Genomic DNA, 19,068 nt, shown 5'->3' on the forward strand with positions numbered 1-19,068 from the left:
AGCAGCATGGCACTCTCGACGGTCTGAGCCCGGCTTAGCGTCTCACACAACTCCCGCCGCGCGGTCGGTCCAGAAGGGAGACTGCCCGTGCTCGGGAGTTTTGTGAGGTGCACTTAGCGTCGCCTCGTCAGCCCGCGAGCGCACCTCGGACCCAGCGTGGCGATCGCACGAATGAGGTCGTCACCGCCCGTGAACAGCTTTTTTCTTGGCTTCCTTCCAAATGACGCCGGCGGCTCTCAGGATCCCAATGTCCGCTGCCCGGAAGCGGACGGTGGATGCCATCGACCATGATCGTTTAAAATCCATTTATCGTTCGGCCAACGCTGGAGCGGACGACGTGTCCGACAGGCGCCAGCGCTCGGTATCGCGATAGGCGCTCCACAGGTCGCGGTAGAGAGGGCAGCGCGCCTCCAGTTCGGCCGGCTCACCGTTGTCGACGACCCGGCCCGCTTCCATGACCACGATATGGTCGGCCTGGGCCACGGTCTGGAGCCGGTGGGCGATCATGACCACGGTCCGGCCCTGAAAGAGCGTTCGCAGGCCCTCGCCGACGCCGTGCTCGCTCTCCGCGTCGAGGGCGGAGGTCGCCTCGTCGAGGAGCACGATCTCGGCGTCCTTCAGCATGGCGCGGGCGATGGCGACCCGCTGGCGCTCGCCGCCCGACAGGTCGCGGCCTCCCTCGCCGAGCCGGGTCTCCACGCCCTCGGGCAATTGCGCGATGAAACCGGCGCAACGGGCGCGGTCGGCCGCCGCCCGGCACTCCGCTTCTGTCGCCTCGGGCTTGGCGAGGCGCAGGTTGCCTGAGAATGTGTCGGCGAACAGGAACACGTCCTGCGGCACGACCCCGAGCCGGGCGAGATGCCGGTCGAGGGGGACGGCGCGGATATCCTGGCCGCCGATGGTGATGCGACCCGCCTCGACATCGAAGGCCCGGGCGAGAAGCGACAGAAGCGTCGATTTGCCGGCCCCGCTCGGACCGATCACCGCGGTGACCCGGCCATGGGGAAGAACGAGATCGAACCCGTCGAGAACGGGGTTGCCCCCATCGTAGCCGAAACGGACGCTCTCGAAGCGGATCTCGCCCGAACGCGGCGTCTCGGTGCCCTCGCCGAGGGCCGGCCGTGCCAGGATCACGGCGGCGCGCGCATGGGCGTCGCCGACGAGGCGCAGCATGAATCCCTCGCCGATGGAAGCCTCGAGAGGCGTGAGCAGGAGGAGCACCAGAACGAGGGCGACGGCAAGGCCCGGCGCCCCGATCGCGCCGAGCGCGAACAGGGCGACCGCGACGCCGATCAGGACGAGCAGCGCCAGATCGAGCAGGATGCGCGTGGCGCTGACCAGCGGCGCGACCGTGCCGATCGTTCCGCGGTAGAAGGCGTGCAGCGCCTCGACCTGCCGGCGGTAGGCGCTCGCGCGCGCGCCGACCTGCCCCAGCGCCCGCAGCACCGGCAGGCCTGCGAGATACTCGACCATGCGCTCGGCGCTCTCGGCGACGAGGTTGGCCTGATCGTGTGCGAGCCGGGCGAAGGTGCCGTCGAGCCGACGGTAGGCGAGGGCGCTCAGCCCGGCGAGAGCGGCGACGGCGGCGAGAAAGGCGAGGTGGATGCTCGCGAGTGCCAGGATCAGCACCAGGGCAAGCGCCGCGTGGCCGATCTGACGGCCGAGGCCGTAGCCGGCCTCCTCCTCGATCCAGCGGAAGCGGTGGGTGACGAGATCGGACAGGCTCGCCGCGCCGATCCGCGACAGGGCGCCGAGCCCGAGGCGGCGCAGATGTGCGAACACGGCCAGGCGCAATTCGGCAACCGCGCGGTAGCCGGACTCGAAGCCGCGGGCGAAGCCGACCGGCATCACGGCGAGACGGGCGAGGAAGGCGCCCACCACGTTCGCCCCGGCGATCCAGGCCTTTCCGCTCTCCCAGGTGCCGACGGCACGGTCACCGATCACCCAGGCCGCCGTCAGGAGCGGCAGGGCGGCGAGCCCCGCATCCGCTGCCAGAAGGGCCAGCCCGACGCGGTAGCGCCCGCGCAGCCGCGGCTCGATCCGGCCGGTCAGGTCGCGCCACCAGGACGGGGCTCCGGCCTCCCGCCCCTCGGCGCTCCCTCTCGCCAGAGTGGTGCTTTCGTCGGCGGGCAGCTCAGGCGCGTGCGGCATGGGCGTTCTCCTCTCCCAAAGCGCTCCCCGCCGGCGTGCCGGGGTTCTGCAAGGCCCAGTAGCGGGCGTAGCGGCCGCCCTTCGCCAACAGCGCCCGGTGATCGCCGCTCTCGATGATGCGGCCCCGGTCGAGCACGACGATCCGGTCGGCATCGACGATCGAGGCGAGGCGGTGGGCGATGACGAGCACCGTCCGGCCGCGGGCCAGCGCCCCGAGCGCGCGCTGGATCTCGCGTTCGTTGATCGGGTCGGCCGCGGCCGTCGCCTCGTCGAGGACCAGGATCGGCGCGTCGTGCAGGAGCGCGCGGGCGACACAGAGGCGCTGGCGCTCACCGCCGGAGAGCGTGGCGCCCCCCCGGTCGAGCGGCGCGTCGAGGCCGCCCGGCAAACCGGCGACGAAGCGGTCGGCACGGGCCTGCGCCAGGGCCTCGGACAGGGCGGCCGGGGTTGCCTCCGGCGCGGCGAGGCGCAGGTTCTCGGCCACCGTGCCGGTGAACAGCCAGGGGTGTTGCGGCACGGTGCCGACGAGGGCGTAGAGCGTCTCCGGCGCCATGGCGCGCAGGTCGACCCCGCCGATGGTGATCCGGCCCTCCTGCGGATCGTGGAAGCGCATCAGCAGGTTGGCCAGCGTCGTCTTCCCGGCTCCGCTCGCACCGACGAGGGCGGTGACGGTGCCGGGCTCCAGCACGAGGTCGATCCCGTCGAGCACCCTCCGGTCGCCGCGGCGGAAGCCGACGTCCTCGAAGCGAACGGTCCGCTCGGCCGGACGCGCGAGAACGTCTGCCACCGGCAGCGGGGGCTCGGCGAGCAGGGCGTCGATCCGGCTCAGCACCTCGCCCTGCTGCGCGAAGCGGAGGGCGAAGTTCGGCAGGCGTGTGATCAGGCCGCCGAGGCTCGGTGCGAAGACGAGGAAGACGATGAGATGGGACACCGGCAGGTCGCCCCGCGCCGTCAGCCACAGGCCGAGGGGGAGCACGAGCAGCAGGCCGGAGCCGACGCAGACCTGCAGCACCGCGCTTGCCAGCAGGACCCGTCGGACCCAGTCACCGATCACCGCGAGGTAGCGGTCGCTGACGGCGCGGAAGCGGAGGAGTGAGCGGCCGTCCCCGTCGAACAGGCGCAGAGTGGGGAGGCCGGCTGCGTACTCGGCCGCGCGCGCCGCCATCTCGGCGCTACGCTCGTAATAGGCGCGGGTGATGTCGGCCGAGTCCCGCGTCATCGATCGCATGGCGACGAATCCGAGCACGATCGGCAGCGCGGCGGCCAGCGCCATCCGCCAATCGAGGGCGAACAGGACGCCGAGCACGACCAGCGGCGCGGTGAAGTTGGCGCTGGCCTCCGGCACGAGATGCGCGACGCCGTCCTCGACGCTCTCGACATCGTCGAGGACGAGCCGGCGCAGGGCCTTGGGGCCGTAGCGCTCGCAGACCGCCATCGGCACCCGGACGAGATGCTCGGCCAGCGCGAGGCGCAGATCGCGCTGCACGTCGATGGCGATGGCATGGGAGAGCGCGGTCGAGCCGAGGAAGGCGAGCCGCCCCGCCACCACGAGGCCGGCGATCCAGGCGACGGCCCAGCCCATCCGCGCGCGGTCGGGCGCGGGCCCCATCGCCTCCAGGATCAGCCAGACCACGCCGAGCTGCCAAGCGAGGCCGAGAAGCGCGGCCAGCAGGCCGAGGGCGATCGAGGCCGCCATCGCCTTCGGCCGCGTGCGCAGGAAGCCGGCGAGGCGCAGGAAGGTGCTGCCCAAGCTTCCCGCAGGCTGCGCGGCCGTCGTGCCGCCGCTCACCCGCCGACCCGGGTCTTGGTGGGTTGAGCCTTGGTGGGCTGAGCCATGGTGGGCTGGGTCTTGGCGAGCCAGCTCATGGCCTGCGCCTGCGCTTCCGCGTCGCTCCCGACCACGGTGTAAGGGTAGGGCGGGAACAGCTTGTTCATCATCGACAGCGCCTTCACGGCGAAGGACTTGCGGCGCCCCGGATCGGGCTCGACCCGGACGGCGCCGGCGCAGAGGCGTTTCTGGGCCTCCTTGTTGGCGTTGAACCAGGCCCGGTAGGCCTTCATGAAGCGCGAGGAATCCTTCGGCATCTCCGGTCCGTGGAAGACGAGGACGAAGCGCTCGTTCCGAGCGAGCAGAGCCTCGAATTCCGCGATGCGAGCCTCGGCCTCGGAATCCGGCACGTGCTCGGGCATCCGGTAGCGGGCCACGGGCCAGTGGGAGAGATCGAAATCGCGCGATATGGATCGATCGGGAGTTTCCGTCATGCAGGTCTCCGGGGTGATCTCAGGGGAGGGCGCCGACGATCGGGGCGCGCCCAGTGGTGCACTCTTCGGCGCCCGCGGCGGCGGCGCGGCGGATGAGGCGCGCCGCGGCAAGGGCGGCGGCGAGGGAGGCGCAGGCGGCGAGCGCGAAGCAGGCGGGATAGCCGAGCCGGCCGGCCAGTACCCCGCTCACCGCCCCGCCGAGCAGGGCGATCAGGGCGATCAGGGCGTCGGCGCACTGGAACAGGGTGAAGTCGATGCCGGCCTGTGTCGGAGAGGCATAGCCCATCAACTCCGCGTAGAGGGTCACGAAGCCGAAGGCAGCGGTCGCGGCGGCGAGCAGAGCCAGGGCACCCAGCAGTTCCGGGACCCGCAGGCCCCACGCGGCGGCCAGGGCGAGCGCGGCGAGCGCGAGGCCCTGAGCCGCGATCGCGATCCGGACGCTCGCGGCCGATCCGAGCCGGCGCACGGCCGCGCCGCCGACGAGGGTGCCGAGGAGCCCGACCCCGGCGCCGCCCAGGCCGCTGATGAGGCCGACCGCCTTCAGCGACAGGCCCGCATCGATCAGGAAGGGGCCAAGCATGCTCTGGCCTAGACGCAGGCCGAGGTCGAAGACCAGAACCAGCAGGAGGCCGGTGCGGATGTGCGGATTGCGCAGGGCGGCAGCGAGGCCGGGGCGATGCCCGCGGCGGGCATCGGCGCCGAGGCGCGGCGCCAGCAGCAGGAAGGGCAGCCCGAGGCCGAGGATCAGCGCGGCGGTGACCAGGGCCGCGACCGTCCAGCCCGCGTTCGCCGTAATGAGCAGGAACAGGGCGCCGCCGATCGACAGGCCGAGATAGGCGCCGCCGACCTGGGCGGCATTGCCCCAGCCGCGGTGGCGCGCCGACAGCGTCTCGACGGCGAAACCGTCGCAGGCGATGTCGACGGTGGCCGTGGCCAGGGCAGCGACGAGCAGGCAGGCGAGGAGCGGCCCGAAGGAGGCCGGCCCGATCGCGGCGGAGGCGGCGAGCGCGAGAGCGGAGATCAGGGTGCCGAGGGCGACGATCCGCGGCGTGCGCGGCGGCCCGGCCGGGGGCAGGCGGTAGCGCTCGACCGCGCCCGCCCACAGGCCTTTCAGCACCCAGGGCAGCAGCGCGAGGTAGACGAGCCCGATCCGTTCGAGGGGCAGCCCGGATTCGCGCAGGATCGCGGGCAGCGCCACCAGGGTCACCCCCGTCACGACGCTCTGGGCGACGTAGAGGCCGCCGACCGCCGCCAGGACGGCGGCGAGGGGAGCCTCTGCGACGGGCCCGCGCTCCCGCGACATCAGAACCGCGTCCGCCAGGAGACGCCGACGATCCGCGGCTGCCCGATGGTGCTGAGCGTGGCCGGGCCGAAGGCGAAGCTGTAGGTTCTATAGGTCCGGTCGGTCAGGTTGTTGGCGAAGACGCGCAGGGTCGATGCATCGCCGAAGGCGAAGTCGAGCCCGGTATCGAAGGTGGTGAAGGAGCCTTGCGAGAAGACGTTGTTCGGATCGAAATAAGTCCGGCTCACCGTCCGGGCGGCGCCGGTCAGGGCCATCTGGGCCGGGATCCACGTCTGGTCGATGCGGTAGCGGAAGCCGACATTGGTCACGAGGTCGGGCGCGTAGGGCGTGCGCCCCCCGGCGATGCGCTGGCCGGTGACCGGATCGGTGTAGTCGGAGAATTCGGAGCGGCCGAGCGATCCTTGCGCGGTCAGGGTCAGGCGGTCGGTGGGACGCAGGGTCAACTCGACCTCGACGCCGGTGCTCGTGCCTTCCGCGGCGTTGCGCAGGACCTGGAAGCCGACCGGCCCGGCGAAGATCTGCTGGTTGCTGGACTCGATCCGGTAGAAGGCGCCCGAGACGGTCGCCATGCCGTTCAGCATGTCGGTGCGCGCGCCGACCTCGTAGTTCCAGGCCCGCTCGGGCTTGTAGGCGACGGCGTCGAGCGGGCTCGCGACCGTGCGGTTGAAGCCGCCCGGCTTGTAGCCCTCGGAGACGAGGGCGTAGATCCGGGTCGTCGGATCGACCTGATACCCCAGCGAGATCTTCGGCTGGAAGTTGGTGAAGTCGGCGTCGTTGTTGAAGTTGAAGCCGAAGCCGCCGCCGTTGAAGCGGATCGAGGACCAGTCGTAGGCGACACGCGCGCCGACCGTGAGGTCGAGCAGGTCGGTCAGGGCATAGGTGCCCTCGCCGAACATGGCGACGCTGCTCGCGTCCACGGCGTTGCGAGTGCCCGAGGCGCGGCGGGTGAACTCGTTGTCGAAGAACGCGATTCCGGCGACACCCTTGAACGGGCCGCCCGCGTCGTAGGCCGCGCGGAACTCCTGATAGAGGCTCTGATAGGTCTCCGGGAAGGACTGCCCGAAGATGCGCCGGTCGAGCTCGACGCCCTGGAACGAGGTCACGCTGGAGAAGGTGACGTCGCTGAGCCGGTAGTTCATGGTCAGCCCGGCCGTCGTCGCCTCGCGCCCGAGAAAACTGTAGGGGAAGGGGATGACGGAAGAGCGGAAGGCTCGCGCCTTCACGTCGGAATCGAGGATGTAGGTTTCCTCGCGCGAGCGCAGCGAGTCGTGGGACGCGAAGAGGTTGGCGTCGAAGTCGCCGCCCGCCGGGGCGTAGCGCAGGGCGGCCCGGCCGCTCAGTCCGTTCGACCAGTCGATGTCGTCCCGGTTGCGGTTGATGTCGCGGATCTGGCCGGTGAAGTAGCGCTCCTTGAAGCCGAGATCGAGGAACAGGGTGTCGGGCACGAGCACGCTCGTGGTCGCGGTGCCGATCTCGAACAGCCGGTCGGCGGCCGTGGCGAAGACATCGACGCGGTTGAAGCGCGGCTTCTCGGTGGTGATGTTGAGAACGCCGGCGAAGGCGTTCATCCCGTAGAGGGTGCCCTGCGGCCCCCGCAGCAGTTCGACCCGGCTCACGTCGAACAGGTCCTGCGCGAGGTTGGCCGAGGCCTGCGGCACGCCGTCGACATAGACTTGCACGGCCGGATTGTAGAAGTCCGCCGAGGAGATGCCGCGGATCGTGAAGTTGGCGTAGGCCCGGTTGCCCCGGCTCTCGATCACGACACCGGGCAGGACCTTCTGCAGGTCGCTGACGTTGCGGACGTCGTTGTCGGCGAGCCGCGCCGCCGTCACGGCGGAGACGGCGCCATCGACCTTGTCGAGACGTTGTTCGCGCTTGTTGGCGGTGACCACAAGCTCTTCCAGTTGCACCGCTTCGCTGGCCGGTTGAGCCAGGGCAGGAAACCCAAGGAGAAGAGCTGCAATGGTAGCGGATCCAGAGCTTAGATTTCTAATTAAGAGCATTTCTAGACTGCCGGATCGGCCCTCTGAGGTAGATAAGTCGTAATTATATCTTCGAACGATCTTGTCTAACGCTTTCGGGGCTGGCATTGACGCGATCGGTACTAAGTCGACCCTCTGGATTGGATGAGCCGGGCGTGTTGTCGAATCCACACATCGGCAGGCGGGCGGAGACGGCGCCGGCCGCGCCCTGGCAGGAGGCCGTCGCCGAGGGGCTGGCCCGGCTCGGATGGTCGGACAGCGCCCGGATCGAGGCGATCGCCAGCGACATCGCCGTGGTGGTGGTGGACGCGTTCCTCGACCGCGATCTCCTGATCGATCTGTCCGGATCGACGACCTTTTCCTTGAGCGTCGTGCTGGAGGGCAGCGGCCGGCTCTCCGCCCGAGGGCTGCCGCCAGTCGAGGCGGAGGCGGGGACCGCCGTGCTGTTCGCCTGCCGCGGCACCGCTTCGGGCGAGGACCTGTTCCGCGGCGGCCGGCGCTTCCGGGTGGTCGATCTGCGCTTCGAGGAGAGCTTCTTGGAGCGGGCAGGCGATACGCGCCTGTCGCGCCTGGCCGAGCGCTGCGCCGATGCGGCGGAGGGGGATGGCGGCGGCGTGTTCCTGGCGGGCTTCCCGGCCCCCGCTATCCTGCTGCAGATCGCCAACGACATCGCCCGGACGCCGCCGTCCGACGCGCTCGGCCGCCGCCTCTACCTGCACGGCAAGGCGATCGAGGCCCTGGGCGCGGCCGTCGACGCCCTGGATGGCGTCGCCAAGGGGCGGCGCGCGCCCCGGCCGCAGGAGCGGGAGCGTCTGCTCCGGGCGCAGGCGATCCTCGAACGCGACTTCCGCAGCAACTGGACGATCGAGCGTCTGGCGCGGGAGGTCGGCATCAACGAGAAGCAGCTCAAATACGGCTTCCGCGATCTCGTCGGTCAGCCGGTCCACGCCTACCTGACGGGCCTGCGCCTCGATGCGGCGGCACAGATGCTGAGGCGGGGCGTCAGCGTCGCCGACGCGGCGATCTCGGTGGGCTTCGGAAACCTCAGCCATTTCAGCAAAGTGTTTCGCGAGAACAAGGGCGTGAGCCCATCCCGCTTCGCCCGGCTGGACTGAACACCTAGGCCATTCGGCGTGTGCGCGATGCGCTCTCCATGGCCATCGTCATGCCGTTCCCTGAAGCATGTCCTCGCTACGCTGAAACACGCGTTACCCCCGCCCGAGAAACCGCGGAAGGATCACCTGTCCATTCGCATGGCACGCCGTCAGCGGCGTGAACTCAAGCACGCCCGAGCGCGCCGGGAGCTCCGATAGGGGTGAGGCGTGGAAGGGGCAGGCCGGCAGGGTCCGTGTGAAGCAGGGTCAGGCAATGTCGCTTCAGCGTTGTGAAGCGGGGGGAGGAGATCAGGTCGCGCTGGCGCGGGCGCGCAAAGTCGATCGTGAGATCGTCGAGAATACGCCCGGGGCGTGGGGTCATCACGACGATGCGGTCGGCCAGGAAGAGCGCCTCGTCGATGTCGTGGGTGACGAAGAGGATCGTCGTCCTGTTCTGCCCCCAGACCCTGAGGAGGAGTTCCTGCATCGTCAGGCGCGTTTGTGCGTCGAGGGCCCCGAAGGGCTCGTCCATCAGCAGAACGCGAGGCCGGTTGATCAGCGCGCGAGCGATCTCGACGCGTTGCTGCATGCCCCCCGACAGTTCCGCCGGGTAGCGATCCTCGAAGCCCGAGAGGCCGACCTGGGCCAGGAAATCGCGCGCCTCGGCCAGGCGCTCGCGCTTGGCCACGCCCTTCATCTTGAGGCCGAAGGCGACATTGTCGATGACGCTGCGCCAGGGAAACAGCGTGTGGTGCTGAAACACGATGCCACGATCGGGATGCGGGCCGGCGATGTCACGGCCGTCGAGGCTGACGCGGCCGGAGCGGAGGGACAGATGTCCCGCGACGGCCCCGAGCAACGTCGACTTGCCGCATCCCGAGGGGCCGAGGAGGCAGACGAACTGCTCTGGCGCGATATCGAGGTCGATGTCCTCGACGACGTCGAAGGCGGCGGCTCCCCGGCCGAGCCGGATCACGCCACCCAACAGGGCGACGTGGCCGCCGATGGAGCGCGCGGGCTTGGTCATCGTGCGCCTCCCAGGGCGGCCCAGGGGGTCAGCAGGGATCCGATCCCGCGCACCAGCAGGCTCGATCCCATCCCGAGCAGCCCGATCAACAGCATGCCGACGACGATGTTGTCGTAGTTCTGCAGCGTGTAGGATTCCCAAGTGAAGTAACCGATCCCGTACTGGCCGGAGATCATTTCGGCAGTCACAAGACAGAACCACGCCGTGCCCATCCCGATGGCGGCCCCCGTGACGATGCTCGGGGTCGCGCCGGGCAGGATCACCTCACGAAGGATCGCGGCCCGTCCCGCGCCAAGGCTGCGGGCGGAGGCGACGAGGCGCGGACTCACCGTCTCGACCCCATGCACGGTGTTGAGGAGGATCGGAAACACCGCGCCCGTGAAGGTGATGAACGCCATCGACAGTTCGGAGGACGGAAACATCAGGATCGCCAAGGGAATCCAGGCGACGGCGGGGATGGGCCGAACCACCTCCAGGGGCGGCAGCAGGAGGTCCCGGGCCAGGCGGAAACGGCCGATGGCGACACCGAGACCGATTCCGACGGCGAGCGCTGCCAGAAAGCCCATCATGACCCGCACGAGGCTGGCGCCGAGATGAGGCCAGAGAATCGGGGATCGGAAGAGAGCGAGGGCCGCCTGCGCGGCCTCGATCGGGGTCGGTACGTTGCGGAAGCTGACGATGCCGAGATCGACCTTGCCGTTCGCGAGGAGATGCCAGGCGGCGAGACTGGCGAGGAGCGAGGTCCCGCGCAGGACGAGGCGCTGCGCGGGCAGGCGACGCAGGACGCCGAGCCGTGCCGGCCCCCGGCTCCGCGTTCCCGCCGGGGCAAAGGCGGCCGTGACAGAGGCGGTCATTGGGCGCTCACCGGGCGCTCACCTGCGCACCGCCACCGCTGCGGGCGGTCGCGAAATCGATGACCTCGCCGCCATTCCGCGCGGCATGGGCTTCGGCGTCACCCTTGAGCAGAAAAGCGTCGAGGCGCTTGCTCGCGTCCCGGACGAACCAAGCCTGCGTCGCCAGGAGCTTGATCCCCGATTGCCGGTCCTGGGCGTAGAAGGCGCGGGCCTCGCGTCCCTCGCGGCCCAGGGCGGCAAGGCCCAGGAAAGCCGCTTCGGGAGTGGCGTAATGCCAGACCTTTGGCTCGCCGCGCACCCAGATCTGGGCAACCCGCGTAACATCGGTGATGGGCTGGCCGGTCCCGGCATCGTTCGCCACCAGCGGCGATTGCGCGTAATCCTTCAAGCGCGCCTCGTAGTCGAGACCGGCCTGCGCCGACGCGGCGCGGATGAAGCGGTCATCGACGAAGCGGTCGAGATCGATGTCGGAATCCGCCTTCTTCAGGAGCTTCAGGGTCTCGAAGGAGGTCTTCACCGCCTGGCGGTATTCCGGTTTCCACGTGATGTCGCGGGTCTGGAGCCCGAGAGGGCCATGGAACAGATAGGCGACCTCCGCCTCGATCCCGGTGACCTTCTCGATCAGTTCGGCGTAACGTTCGGGCTCGGCGGCGACAAGCCGATCCGCTTCGATCCCGGCCCGCAGATAGGCCGTGACGATCTCGGGATATTTCTCCGCGTAATCCGCGTCGGCGAGGGCGCCGTGGAAGGTCGGGGCGCCCGCCTGCGAGCCGTCATAGATCTTACGGGCGAAGCCACGCCACGGAAACAACTCCGCGAAGGGTACGAAGTCGGCATGGGCGTCGATTTTGTTGGCGAGCAACGCCGAGCCCGCCACTTCGGGAGCCTGAGTGATGATGGTGACATCGTGCGCCGGGTCCCAGCCCTGGGCCGTCACCGCCCGCAGCAGTAATCCGTGCGCGGTGGAGGCGAAGGGAACGGAGATGGTCTTGCCCTTCAGATCTGAGAGAGACTGGACCGGCGAATCTTTCGGCACCACGATGCCGTTGCCGCTTCCCTTCACGCTGCCGGAAAGCACGCTGATGAACAGGCTGCGGCGTCCGGCCTTGGCGAAGGCGTAGCCGTTGAGCGAGCCCGGGAAATCCGCCATGGCACCGAGATCGAGCTTGCCCGCCACCATCTCGTTGGTGAGGGGCGCCCCGCTGGTGAAGTTCCGCCACTCGATGGCGTAGGTCGCGTCCTTGTACTTGCCGTCGCGAGGCAGATACTTTTCGAGGAGCTTGAGCTCACGGATCAGCAGGCCGCCCGTGGCGCAATTGATCGTGGTGTCCTGCGTGCCGACCGCGATGCGGATCGTCTCGGCACGAGCGGCGCCGAGGGCCGTGCCCATGAGAAGAAGCGCTGCGACCGTGCGGCCGAGGCCCCGGGCAAGCGGACGAGGATTGATCACGCGTTGGTCTCCATCGAACTGGCGGATCGCGGAAAATTCGGTGCAGCGACGGTTCAGCCGTCGGGAACTCGAAGCCATTGCACCGGGACCATTAGGCGAAAAGCGATCCCGCTGGGCGAGCAATTAATTTCATCGATAAGCGAACACTTGACATGACTTGCAGATGATCTGTCGATTTGGAAGCAATGTCTCCTGAATGGCGGCATATTGGAAGATCGTATCCTTCCAGCGTCTGAATTTAGAATTGCTCCAGGCGGACTTCGCCCGATAATTGCCGTGCAGCCCATCCTTGGCGCCGGTGTCGGTTCCCCAGCGCGTGGGCTGCTCGAGAACGAGTCCCATCATGTCTCCGGCAACGCTCGCACACACGGAATTCCGCAGGCCTGCGCCCCTCATCGCGAGTGCCCTGTTCCTCAGCGAGACGACAGAAGGCCTTGATGACGGTGCAAGCTTCCTCGACGGCCTGACGCCGTCGGAGATCGCTCGTGTCCACGCCGCCGGACGTGTCCTGACGCTTGCCCCCGGCGAGAGTGTGTTCACTCAGGGCGAGCCGCATGCGGGCATCTTCCTGATCGAGGAAGGACGCGTCAGGGTGTTCTACTCCGGGCCGTCCGGCAGGGAGGTGACGCTCGCCTATTGGACGCCTGGCCATTTCATCGGTGGCCCGAGCATCTATGGCGGTGGTTCGCATCAATGGTCGGGGGTGGCGATCGAGCCGGTACGCGTCACCGTCCTGTCGAGCGCGACGCTGCGCGGCCTGATCCGCCAGATGCCGGGCTTCGCCCTCTGCCTGATCGCGGCGCTCGAGGCGAAGGGCCGGTGCTACACCGCGATGGCGCAGATGCTCGGAACGCGCTCGGTGATCGAGCGCCTGGCTCAGCTTCTGCTCAATCTCGGCGACCTCTACGGAACGCCGGAGGGCGGCCGAGAGGGGGGCGTCGTGGTGATCCACCGGCGCATCACCCATGATGAGATCGCCGCCCTGGTCGGCTCGACCCGCCAATGGGTAACGATGATGCTCAAGCGCTTCCAGCACGATGGGATCGTCGCGATCGACAAGGCCCATATCCGCCTGCTCCGTCCGGGACGGCTGCAGGAAATCGTGCAGACCGAGGGCTGATCTACGGAGCTGGCCGGTTCCGCCCGGGGATCGAGCGAGGCCGTGGGAGGCCTCTTCGAAGGCTCCCCCGGCACTCTGCCAAGGCATTCAGGCAGACAATTGCTCCAGGGCCCAGCGCGCGGTCTTGCGGACGTCCGGATCGGAATCGTTCGCGACCGCCGTGAGCCCCGACCGTGCCGCAGGATCGGCGATTTCGCCCAGAGCCGCGGCGGCCTCCTTGCGCAAAGCCGGCCGTTCGTCGTCGAGGGCGGCCAGGATCGCCGATACGGCGCTCCGCTCCTTCAGCTTGCCGAGACTGCGCAGGGCCTTCTGGCGCACCTGCCAGTAGGAATCTCCCAGCGCATCCAGCAGGGCGGCGGAGCGCACGCCCGGTCCGGTCCGCCCCAACGCCTCCGCGGCGATTTCCCTCACACTCCAATCGGCGTCGCCGAGCGCATCCGCGATCGCATCCACGGCGTGGCCGTGCCGGGAAAAGGCGAGCGCACCGACTCCGGCCCGCCGCACGTCGGCATCCGGATCGCGGGTGGAACCGATGAGGGAAGGCAGCGCCTCTTCCCTCTTCAGATAGGCGATGACGCCGACGGCTTCCGCCCGCACCGCCGGCTCCGGGTCACCGAGGGCTGCGACGGCAGGGCCGAGGGACGTGTCGAGACGAAGGTTGCGCAGACCTCTCAGGGAGGCGGCGCGTACGAAGGCATCCGCATGGCGGACGAAAGGCAGCAGCGGCGCACCGGCGGCTGGATCCTTCAGCTCGGTCAGGCTTTCCGCCGCCGCCCTGGCCACGTCGCGATCGGGATCGGCTAGGGCTCCGGCGAGGGCGGACGCCACCGCCGGACCGTCGAAGCCGCCGAGGGCTTCGGCGACCTGCCGGCGCACGCCCGCATCCGGATCGGCGGCGATGCCGGCGAGATGCGGGACCGCGTCCGGGTCCGCCGTCTCGGCGAGGCTCAGGACCGCGACGCGACGCACGGCAGGATCGGGATCGGTAAGCCCGAGGGCGAGTTCGGCGACGTCGCCGAATTCTTCGAAGGGATCGGTCACCGCCATCAGGGTCACCGGAGCAGGTAGGGGATCTGGACGCTCACGGCGCCGGTCGGGCAGTCGGTCTCGCAGGGCATGCAATACCAGCACTCGTCGTATTTCATGTAGGCCTTGCCGGTGAGATCGCTGATCCGCAGCACATCGAGGGGGCAGACATCGACGCAGACTGTGCAGCCCTTGTCGGCGATGCACTTGGCGGCATCCACAGTGACGGGCACCGTAGTCGGGGCGTGGGCGAGGGGCATCGGTATCCTTCTGGACTGACGTCGCGTCGAGGTGTTTGCTCAGGCCTGCTTACGGACGCGCTGGTGGTCGTAGGCACCCCGCTCTTCGTCCGCGATGGCCACGATGTAAGGGGTGATGGGCCGTTTCTCGCTGATCATGCGCCCGGCCTCCTTGCGCAGGATGGTGTGGCAGAACCAGTCGGAATCGTTCTTGTCCGGATGGTCCGTGCGGTTGTGATAGAGGCCCCAGCGGCTCTCGGTCCGGTAGAGTGAGGCCGCCGCAGCCATGTCGGCGCAATCGAGGATCGAGGAGGCCTCGAGGGCTCGCATCAATTCATGGCTGTCGCGGGCGACCATGCGGGTCTCCAGGTCTTCACGGATCTCGGCGAAGCGGCGCTGGCCGATCTCCATCTTGGCCGTCACCTTGGGAGGCTGCAGGTAGTCGTTCACGAAGCGCCGGGTCTTGTATTCGATCTGGTTCGGCGGAATGCCGTCCTCCCGCCGTGTCGGGGCCAGCACCCGGTCGCGTTCGCGGGCGATGTCCTCGGCCGAGACCTCCGGCCAGTCGATCTCCGCCGCACGGTCGATGGCGTGCTCACCCGCGATGGCCCCGTTGGTGAAGGCGCCGAGCATGTAGCTGTGGGGCACGTTGGCCATGTCGCCGGCCGCGTAGAGCCCCGGCACAGTGGTGCGGGCAAATTCGTCCACGAAGACGCCGGACGCGCTGTGCCCGGAGCAGAATCCGACCTCCGAGATATGCATCTCGATCATCCGCTGGCGATAATTCGTGCCCCGGTTCTCGTGGAAGCGTCCGCGCGAGGGCCGCTCGACCTTGTGCAGGATCGTCTCGATCTCGCCTACCGTGTCGGCATGGAGATGGTCGAGCTTGAGGAAGACCGGGCCCTTCCCGCTCTGCAATTCGTTGTAGAATTCCTGCATCATCTGGCCGGACCAGTAATCGCACTCGATGAAGCGCTTGCCCTCGCTGTTGGCCGTGTAGGCGCCGAACGGACCCGCCACGTAGGCGCAGGCCGGGCCGTTGTAGTCCTTGATCAAAGGGTTGATCTGGTAGCATTCGAGGTTCGCGAGACCGGCGCCGGCATGGTAGGCCATGCTGTAGCCGTCGCCCGAATTGGTGGCGTTTTCGTAGGTTCCCCAGAGATAGCCCGATTGCGGCAGACCGAGGCGTCCGGCGGCTCCCAGGCACAGGATCACTGCCTTGGCGCGGATCACCAGAAATTCGGCGCTGCGCGTATTCACCGCCACGGCCCCCGCGATGCTCCCATCGGGCGAATTGAGGAGCCGGGTCGCCATGAAGCGGTTCGAGATCAGCACCTGCGCCTTGCGCAACTGCCGGTAGAGCGCCTTCTTTACCGTCTCGCCATTGGGCATCGGCAGGACGTAGGTGCCGAGATGATGCACCTTCTTGACGTCGTAATCGCCGTTGCCGTCACGCTGGAAGCGGATGCCGAAACGGTCGAGTTCCTGAATGATCTCGTAGCAACGCTCCGCGTATTTGTAGACCGGCGCCTGATCGCAGATGCCGTCATTCGCGATGGTGATCTCCTTGGTGTACTGTTCGGGAGTGGCGTAGCCTGGGATGACGGCGTTGTTCAGCCCGTCCATTCCCATGGCGATCGCGCCCGAACGCTTCACATTCGCTTTCTCCAGCAGCACGACCCTGGCTTTCGGGTTGCGCAGCTTGGCCTTCAGGGCTGCCATTGGGCCCGCCGTGCCGCCGCCGATGACCAGCACGTCGCACGCGATCTCCGACGTGGCATCGTGAATCTCATCCATGGCCGGCCTCGGATGTGGTGCTGGCGCCCTCGGCCAGCGTGCGCAGGTAGGACCACGGGAAAATCCCCCGGTCGTGACCGTCGGAGAAGACGAGGTTCACCGCATAGGCGCCCACCGGCAGGACATCGCGGATCACCAGATCTGCCGTTGGGACCGAGGGGACCGCATCCACGGATGCCCGCACCGAGCCTGCGCTCCGACTTCCCGCCCTGAGGGTCGCGGCCGACAGGGACGAGAGGGTGCCGTCCTCCCACCGGACGTCGAGGCGTGTGGCCCCTTTCGTCAGTCTGATCTCGCGTGGGATGTCCACCATCGCCTCCTTCTCGTCGAGCCGAAGGCCAGGGAGACCGGCGGCTCGCAACGGTTAGAGCGGAGGGCGTGCCCGGTTGTTAAGAAACTAATTGCCTCGGCGGCGAGCCGGGCTCGATCCAACGGACAGCGGATGCCTACATGGTCGTCGAGGCGGAGGGCGTCAGGCGGATCGACCACTCGGCCTTCATCTACATCGTGGACCGGTTGGGAGCATATCTCGGCTTCTTCTCGCCGGGTACTTCGACCGAGCGTATGCTCACGATCATCCGGCCGCACCTGTCGAGAACCGCGCGCTGACAAGCGGCCGTCATCCGCCCGCGAGTTCCCGCGTGATGTGCTTCACCGAGGGCGTGACGATGGCCACGAACTGCGCCTCACGCAGTCGCCGGAAGGGTTCAGAACCTTCGAGATACCCGCGCGCGCCGAACTGAAGCATGGCGGCCTGCGCCGCCTCCAGGGCGAGCCAGGAAATGTCGAGGCGCAGGCGCAGGGTTTCGCGGAACGCGCCCGCCGCCGGGTCGGCATGGCGTTCGGCCGCCCGCGCGTCGATCCCCTCGGCCCCAAGGGGAAGCGCCGCGCCGTCCCGGCTGCCCCGGCCATCGTCGGCGCCTTCGCGGTCAACAGCACGGCCCGCCACGCGAGTACCGCGTCGGCACGACCTGAGGCAGGCATGCGATACCGACCCGCCTCGGCCGCATGCGCCTCGGCGCCTTCCCATATCCCGGCGGCCAGACGATCTCGGTAGCCCGAGGAGGACCGGACTTCGAGGTCAGGGTCTGTTCCGTTCAGCTTGCCGCGTCAGCAGACTAACGAAAGCTTCCTGTTGCCGAGGTTCTGACCTCGATCGTGCTGTAAGCCCGCGCAGGTAGCGAGTTGGGGGATAGATCGCTGGGTTCAGGCCGTAACTCGAACCTCCGGGCTATCCGCGAAACGGCTCGGCGGCCGAGGGAAACCAAGATGGTCCCGTAGAGTGGTTCCCGAATAGGCGGTGCGGAACAGGCCGCGCTTCTGGAGGATCGGCACAACGGTGTCCACGAAGGTCTCAAGACCGTCGGGCAGCACGTCCGGCATCAGGTTGAAGCCGTCCGCCGCTCCGGCCCGGAACCACGCTTCGATGTCGTCGGCCACGGCCTCCGGCGTGCCGACGATGATGCGGTGGCCGACACCGCCTCCGAGGGCCCGCAGCAATTCACGCACCGTGAGGTTGTCGCGACGGGCGAGCGCCACGGTTCCGAGGAACATGGTGTGGTTGCCATTGGCGGGCAGTGGCAGCGCGTCCGGCAGCGGCTTGTCGAGGGCGAGGCGATCCGGTGCGATCTGAAGCGTGCCGGCGAGACGCGCCAAGCTGTATTCCAGGGGAACCAGATCCCATAACTCGTCCTGGCGGCGGCGCGCCTCCGCCTCGGTGCTGCCCAGGATGGTGGTGAGCCCCGGCAGGATGACGAGGGAATCCGCCGGGCGCCCGAAGCCGGCGGCCCGGGCGCGCAGATCTTGCGCATAGGACACTCCATCCGGGATGGTCTGCGACAGGGTGAAAACCGCCTCGGCGGTGGCCGCCGCCAGATCACGTCCATCCTGCGAGCCGCCGGCCTGAACCGTCACCGGGCGGCCCTGGGGTGAGCGCGGCACGTTGAGGGGCCCGTCGACGGAGAAGTGAGTGCCCCGGTGGCGGATGGCATGCACCTTCCCCGGGTCGACGAAGCGGCCGCTGGCTTTGTCGCCGATGAGGGCATCGTCCTCCCAGCTGTCCCACAGGGCATGAGCGACCTCGACGAATTCCCGGGCGCGTTCGTAGCGTGTCCCGTGCTCGACGGCGGCGGACAATCCGAAGTTCCGGCTCGCGGCGGCATCGGCCGTGGTGACCACGTTCCAACCGACCCGGCCGCCGCTCGCGTGGTCCAGTGATGCGAAGCGGCGGGCGAGGTTGTAGGGCTCGTTATAGCTGGTCGAGGCCGTCGCGATCAGCCCGATCCGCGCCGTGGCCGCGGCGATGCTGGCCAGCACGATGGTGGGCTCCAGGGCATTGAACGGGCGGTAATCGAGGCGGTCCGAGATCGAGGGGGTGTCGGCGAGGAAGATCGCGTCGAACAGACCCCGCTCGGCGACCTGGGCGACCCGTACGTAATGGGCGATGTCGACGAAGGCGTCGGGCTGACTGCCGGGCAAGCGCCAGGCCGACGGGTACACGCCCGAATGCAGCAGGTTCACGTTGAGATGCAGCTGGCGTGGAGACATCGGGAAGGTGATCCGTCGATCGCGGGGTGGGACGTGTCGGGGCGAGCGTGGCGCGGTGCGGTCATGTCCGGGAGACGATCCGGCTCTTCGCGCCGATGCGAGTCGAAGTTTTCGTCTCCGCAACACGGGCTCGGCGCCGGTAAGTTTCCAAATCACGCGATGCTGACAGTTGCCTGGTATTTCCCAGTTGATTTTGGCTTCTGCATCGCACTAGAT

The 19,068-nt window shown here is 68.5% G+C and carries 18 protein-coding genes; 3 read left to right on the forward strand and 15 right to left on the reverse strand.

The window, feature by feature from the left end:
• Positions 1-306: 306 nt before the first annotated feature.
• Genes MKK51_RS13240 through MKK51_RS13260 form a run of 5 tightly spaced genes read right to left on the reverse strand, consistent with a single transcriptional unit; the run spans position 307 to position 7,626 of the window.
• On the reverse strand, positions 307-2,151 hold the full coding sequence (locus MKK51_RS13240; RefSeq protein WP_243977674.1) for an ABC transporter ATP-binding protein: 1,845 nt from the start codon (positions 2,149-2,151) through the stop codon (positions 307-309).
• A complete protein-coding gene (locus MKK51_RS13245) occupies positions 2,135-3,940 on the reverse strand; it encodes an ABC transporter ATP-binding protein (RefSeq protein WP_243977676.1) in 1,806 nt (601 codons plus the stop codon). Before MKK51_RS13245 ends, MKK51_RS13240 begins: the two co-directional genes overlap by 17 nt.
• The gene (locus MKK51_RS13250; protein ID WP_243977678.1) at positions 3,937-4,413 is read right to left on the reverse strand and encodes a hypothetical protein; all 477 of its coding nucleotides are present in this window, start codon (positions 4,411-4,413) and stop codon (positions 3,937-3,939) included. Before MKK51_RS13250 ends, MKK51_RS13245 begins: the two co-directional genes overlap by 4 nt.
• Before the next feature lie 19 nt (positions 4,414-4,432).
• Positions 4,433-5,716, reverse strand: coding sequence for an MFS transporter (locus tag MKK51_RS13255; RefSeq protein ID WP_243977680.1), 1,284 nt, complete (start codon positions 5,714-5,716; stop codon positions 4,433-4,435).
• Complete coding sequence (locus tag MKK51_RS13260; protein ID WP_243977683.1) at positions 5,716-7,626, reverse strand: TonB-dependent receptor; 1,911 nt, start codon at positions 7,624-7,626, stop codon at positions 5,716-5,718. Before MKK51_RS13260 ends, MKK51_RS13255 begins: the two co-directional genes overlap by 1 nt.
• Before the next feature lie 227 nt (positions 7,627-7,853).
• On the opposite strand from MKK51_RS13260, the gene MKK51_RS13265 reads away from it, so the two are divergent.
• Complete coding sequence (locus MKK51_RS13265) at positions 7,854-8,813, forward strand: helix-turn-helix transcriptional regulator (RefSeq protein WP_243977685.1); 960 nt, start codon at positions 7,854-7,856, stop codon at positions 8,811-8,813.
• A 163-nt stretch (positions 8,814-8,976) separates the two neighbouring features.
• On the opposite strand, the gene MKK51_RS13270 is transcribed toward MKK51_RS13265, so the two are convergent.
• From MKK51_RS13270 to MKK51_RS13285, 4 genes are all read right to left on the reverse strand, one after another.
• A complete protein-coding gene (locus MKK51_RS13270) occupies positions 8,977-9,819 on the reverse strand; it encodes an ABC transporter ATP-binding protein (protein ID WP_243977687.1) in 843 nt (280 codons plus the stop codon).
• On the reverse strand, positions 9,816-10,673 hold the full coding sequence (locus MKK51_RS13275; protein WP_243977688.1) for an ABC transporter permease: 858 nt from the start codon (positions 10,671-10,673) through the stop codon (positions 9,816-9,818). The genes MKK51_RS13270 and MKK51_RS13275 overlap by 4 nt, the downstream gene beginning before the upstream one ends.
• 7 nt (positions 10,674-10,680) lie before the next feature.
• Positions 10,681-12,063, reverse strand: a complete 1,383-nt coding sequence (locus MKK51_RS13280; RefSeq protein WP_243977794.1) for an ABC transporter substrate-binding protein — start codon at positions 12,061-12,063, stop codon at positions 10,681-10,683.
• Between the two features lie 189 nt (positions 12,064-12,252).
• Positions 12,253-12,465 carry a hypothetical protein gene (locus MKK51_RS13285; RefSeq protein ID WP_243977690.1) on the reverse strand — a complete coding sequence of 71 codons (213 nt, stop codon included), beginning with the start codon at positions 12,463-12,465 and terminating at the stop codon, positions 12,253-12,255.
• 1 nt (position 12,466) lies between these two features.
• Between MKK51_RS13285 and MKK51_RS13290 the strand changes: the two genes are divergently transcribed.
• A complete protein-coding gene (locus MKK51_RS13290) occupies positions 12,467-13,243 on the forward strand; it encodes a Crp/Fnr family transcriptional regulator (protein WP_243977692.1) in 777 nt (258 codons plus the stop codon).
• An 87-nt stretch (positions 13,244-13,330) separates the two neighbouring features.
• Here MKK51_RS13290 and MKK51_RS13295 read toward each other — a convergent pair whose 3' ends face one another.
• Genes MKK51_RS13295 through MKK51_RS13310 form a run of 4 tightly spaced genes read right to left on the reverse strand, consistent with a single transcriptional unit; the run spans position 13,331 to position 16,618 of the window.
• Positions 13,331-14,290 (reverse strand): HEAT repeat domain-containing protein, encoded by a 960-nt coding sequence (locus MKK51_RS13295; RefSeq protein ID WP_243977693.1) that lies wholly within the window; start codon positions 14,288-14,290, stop codon positions 13,331-13,333.
• Between the two features lie 5 nt (positions 14,291-14,295).
• Positions 14,296-14,529: a ferredoxin family protein gene (locus MKK51_RS13300; RefSeq protein ID WP_243977694.1), complete on the reverse strand. Its 234-nt coding sequence runs from the start codon at positions 14,527-14,529 to the stop codon at positions 14,296-14,298.
• Positions 14,530-14,568: 39 nt separating this feature from the next.
• A complete protein-coding gene (locus MKK51_RS13305; protein ID WP_243977695.1) occupies positions 14,569-16,305 on the reverse strand; it encodes a fumarate reductase/succinate dehydrogenase flavoprotein subunit in 1,737 nt (578 codons plus the stop codon).
• Positions 16,298-16,618 (reverse strand): gamma-butyrobetaine hydroxylase-like domain-containing protein, encoded by a 321-nt coding sequence (locus MKK51_RS13310; protein ID WP_243977696.1) that lies wholly within the window; start codon positions 16,616-16,618, stop codon positions 16,298-16,300. The genes MKK51_RS13305 and MKK51_RS13310 overlap by 8 nt, the downstream gene beginning before the upstream one ends.
• Positions 16,619-16,755: 137 nt before the next feature.
• Here MKK51_RS13310 and MKK51_RS13315 point away from each other — a divergent pair, with 137 nt between their 5' ends.
• Positions 16,756-16,914 carry a hypothetical protein gene (locus MKK51_RS13315; RefSeq protein WP_409565678.1) on the forward strand — a complete coding sequence of 53 codons (159 nt, stop codon included), beginning with the start codon at positions 16,756-16,758 and terminating at the stop codon, positions 16,912-16,914.
• Positions 16,915-16,924: 10 nt separating this feature from the next.
• Here MKK51_RS13315 and MKK51_RS13320 read toward each other — a convergent pair whose 3' ends face one another.
• Together MKK51_RS13320 and MKK51_RS13325 are read right to left on the reverse strand one after the other, a co-directional pair.
• Positions 16,925-17,254, reverse strand: coding sequence for a hypothetical protein (locus MKK51_RS13320; RefSeq protein WP_409565679.1), 330 nt, complete (start codon positions 17,252-17,254; stop codon positions 16,925-16,927).
• Between the two features lie 257 nt (positions 17,255-17,511).
• Entirely contained in the window at positions 17,512-18,852 is a 1,341-nt protein-coding gene (locus tag MKK51_RS13325) for an LLM class flavin-dependent oxidoreductase (RefSeq protein WP_243977697.1), read from the reverse strand.
• Positions 18,853-19,068 lie beyond the last annotated feature (216 nt).

The sequence above is a fragment of the Methylobacterium sp. E-045 genome (genome assembly GCF_022829685.1).
Taxonomy (GTDB): domain Bacteria; phylum Pseudomonadota; class Alphaproteobacteria; order Rhizobiales; family Beijerinckiaceae; genus Methylobacterium.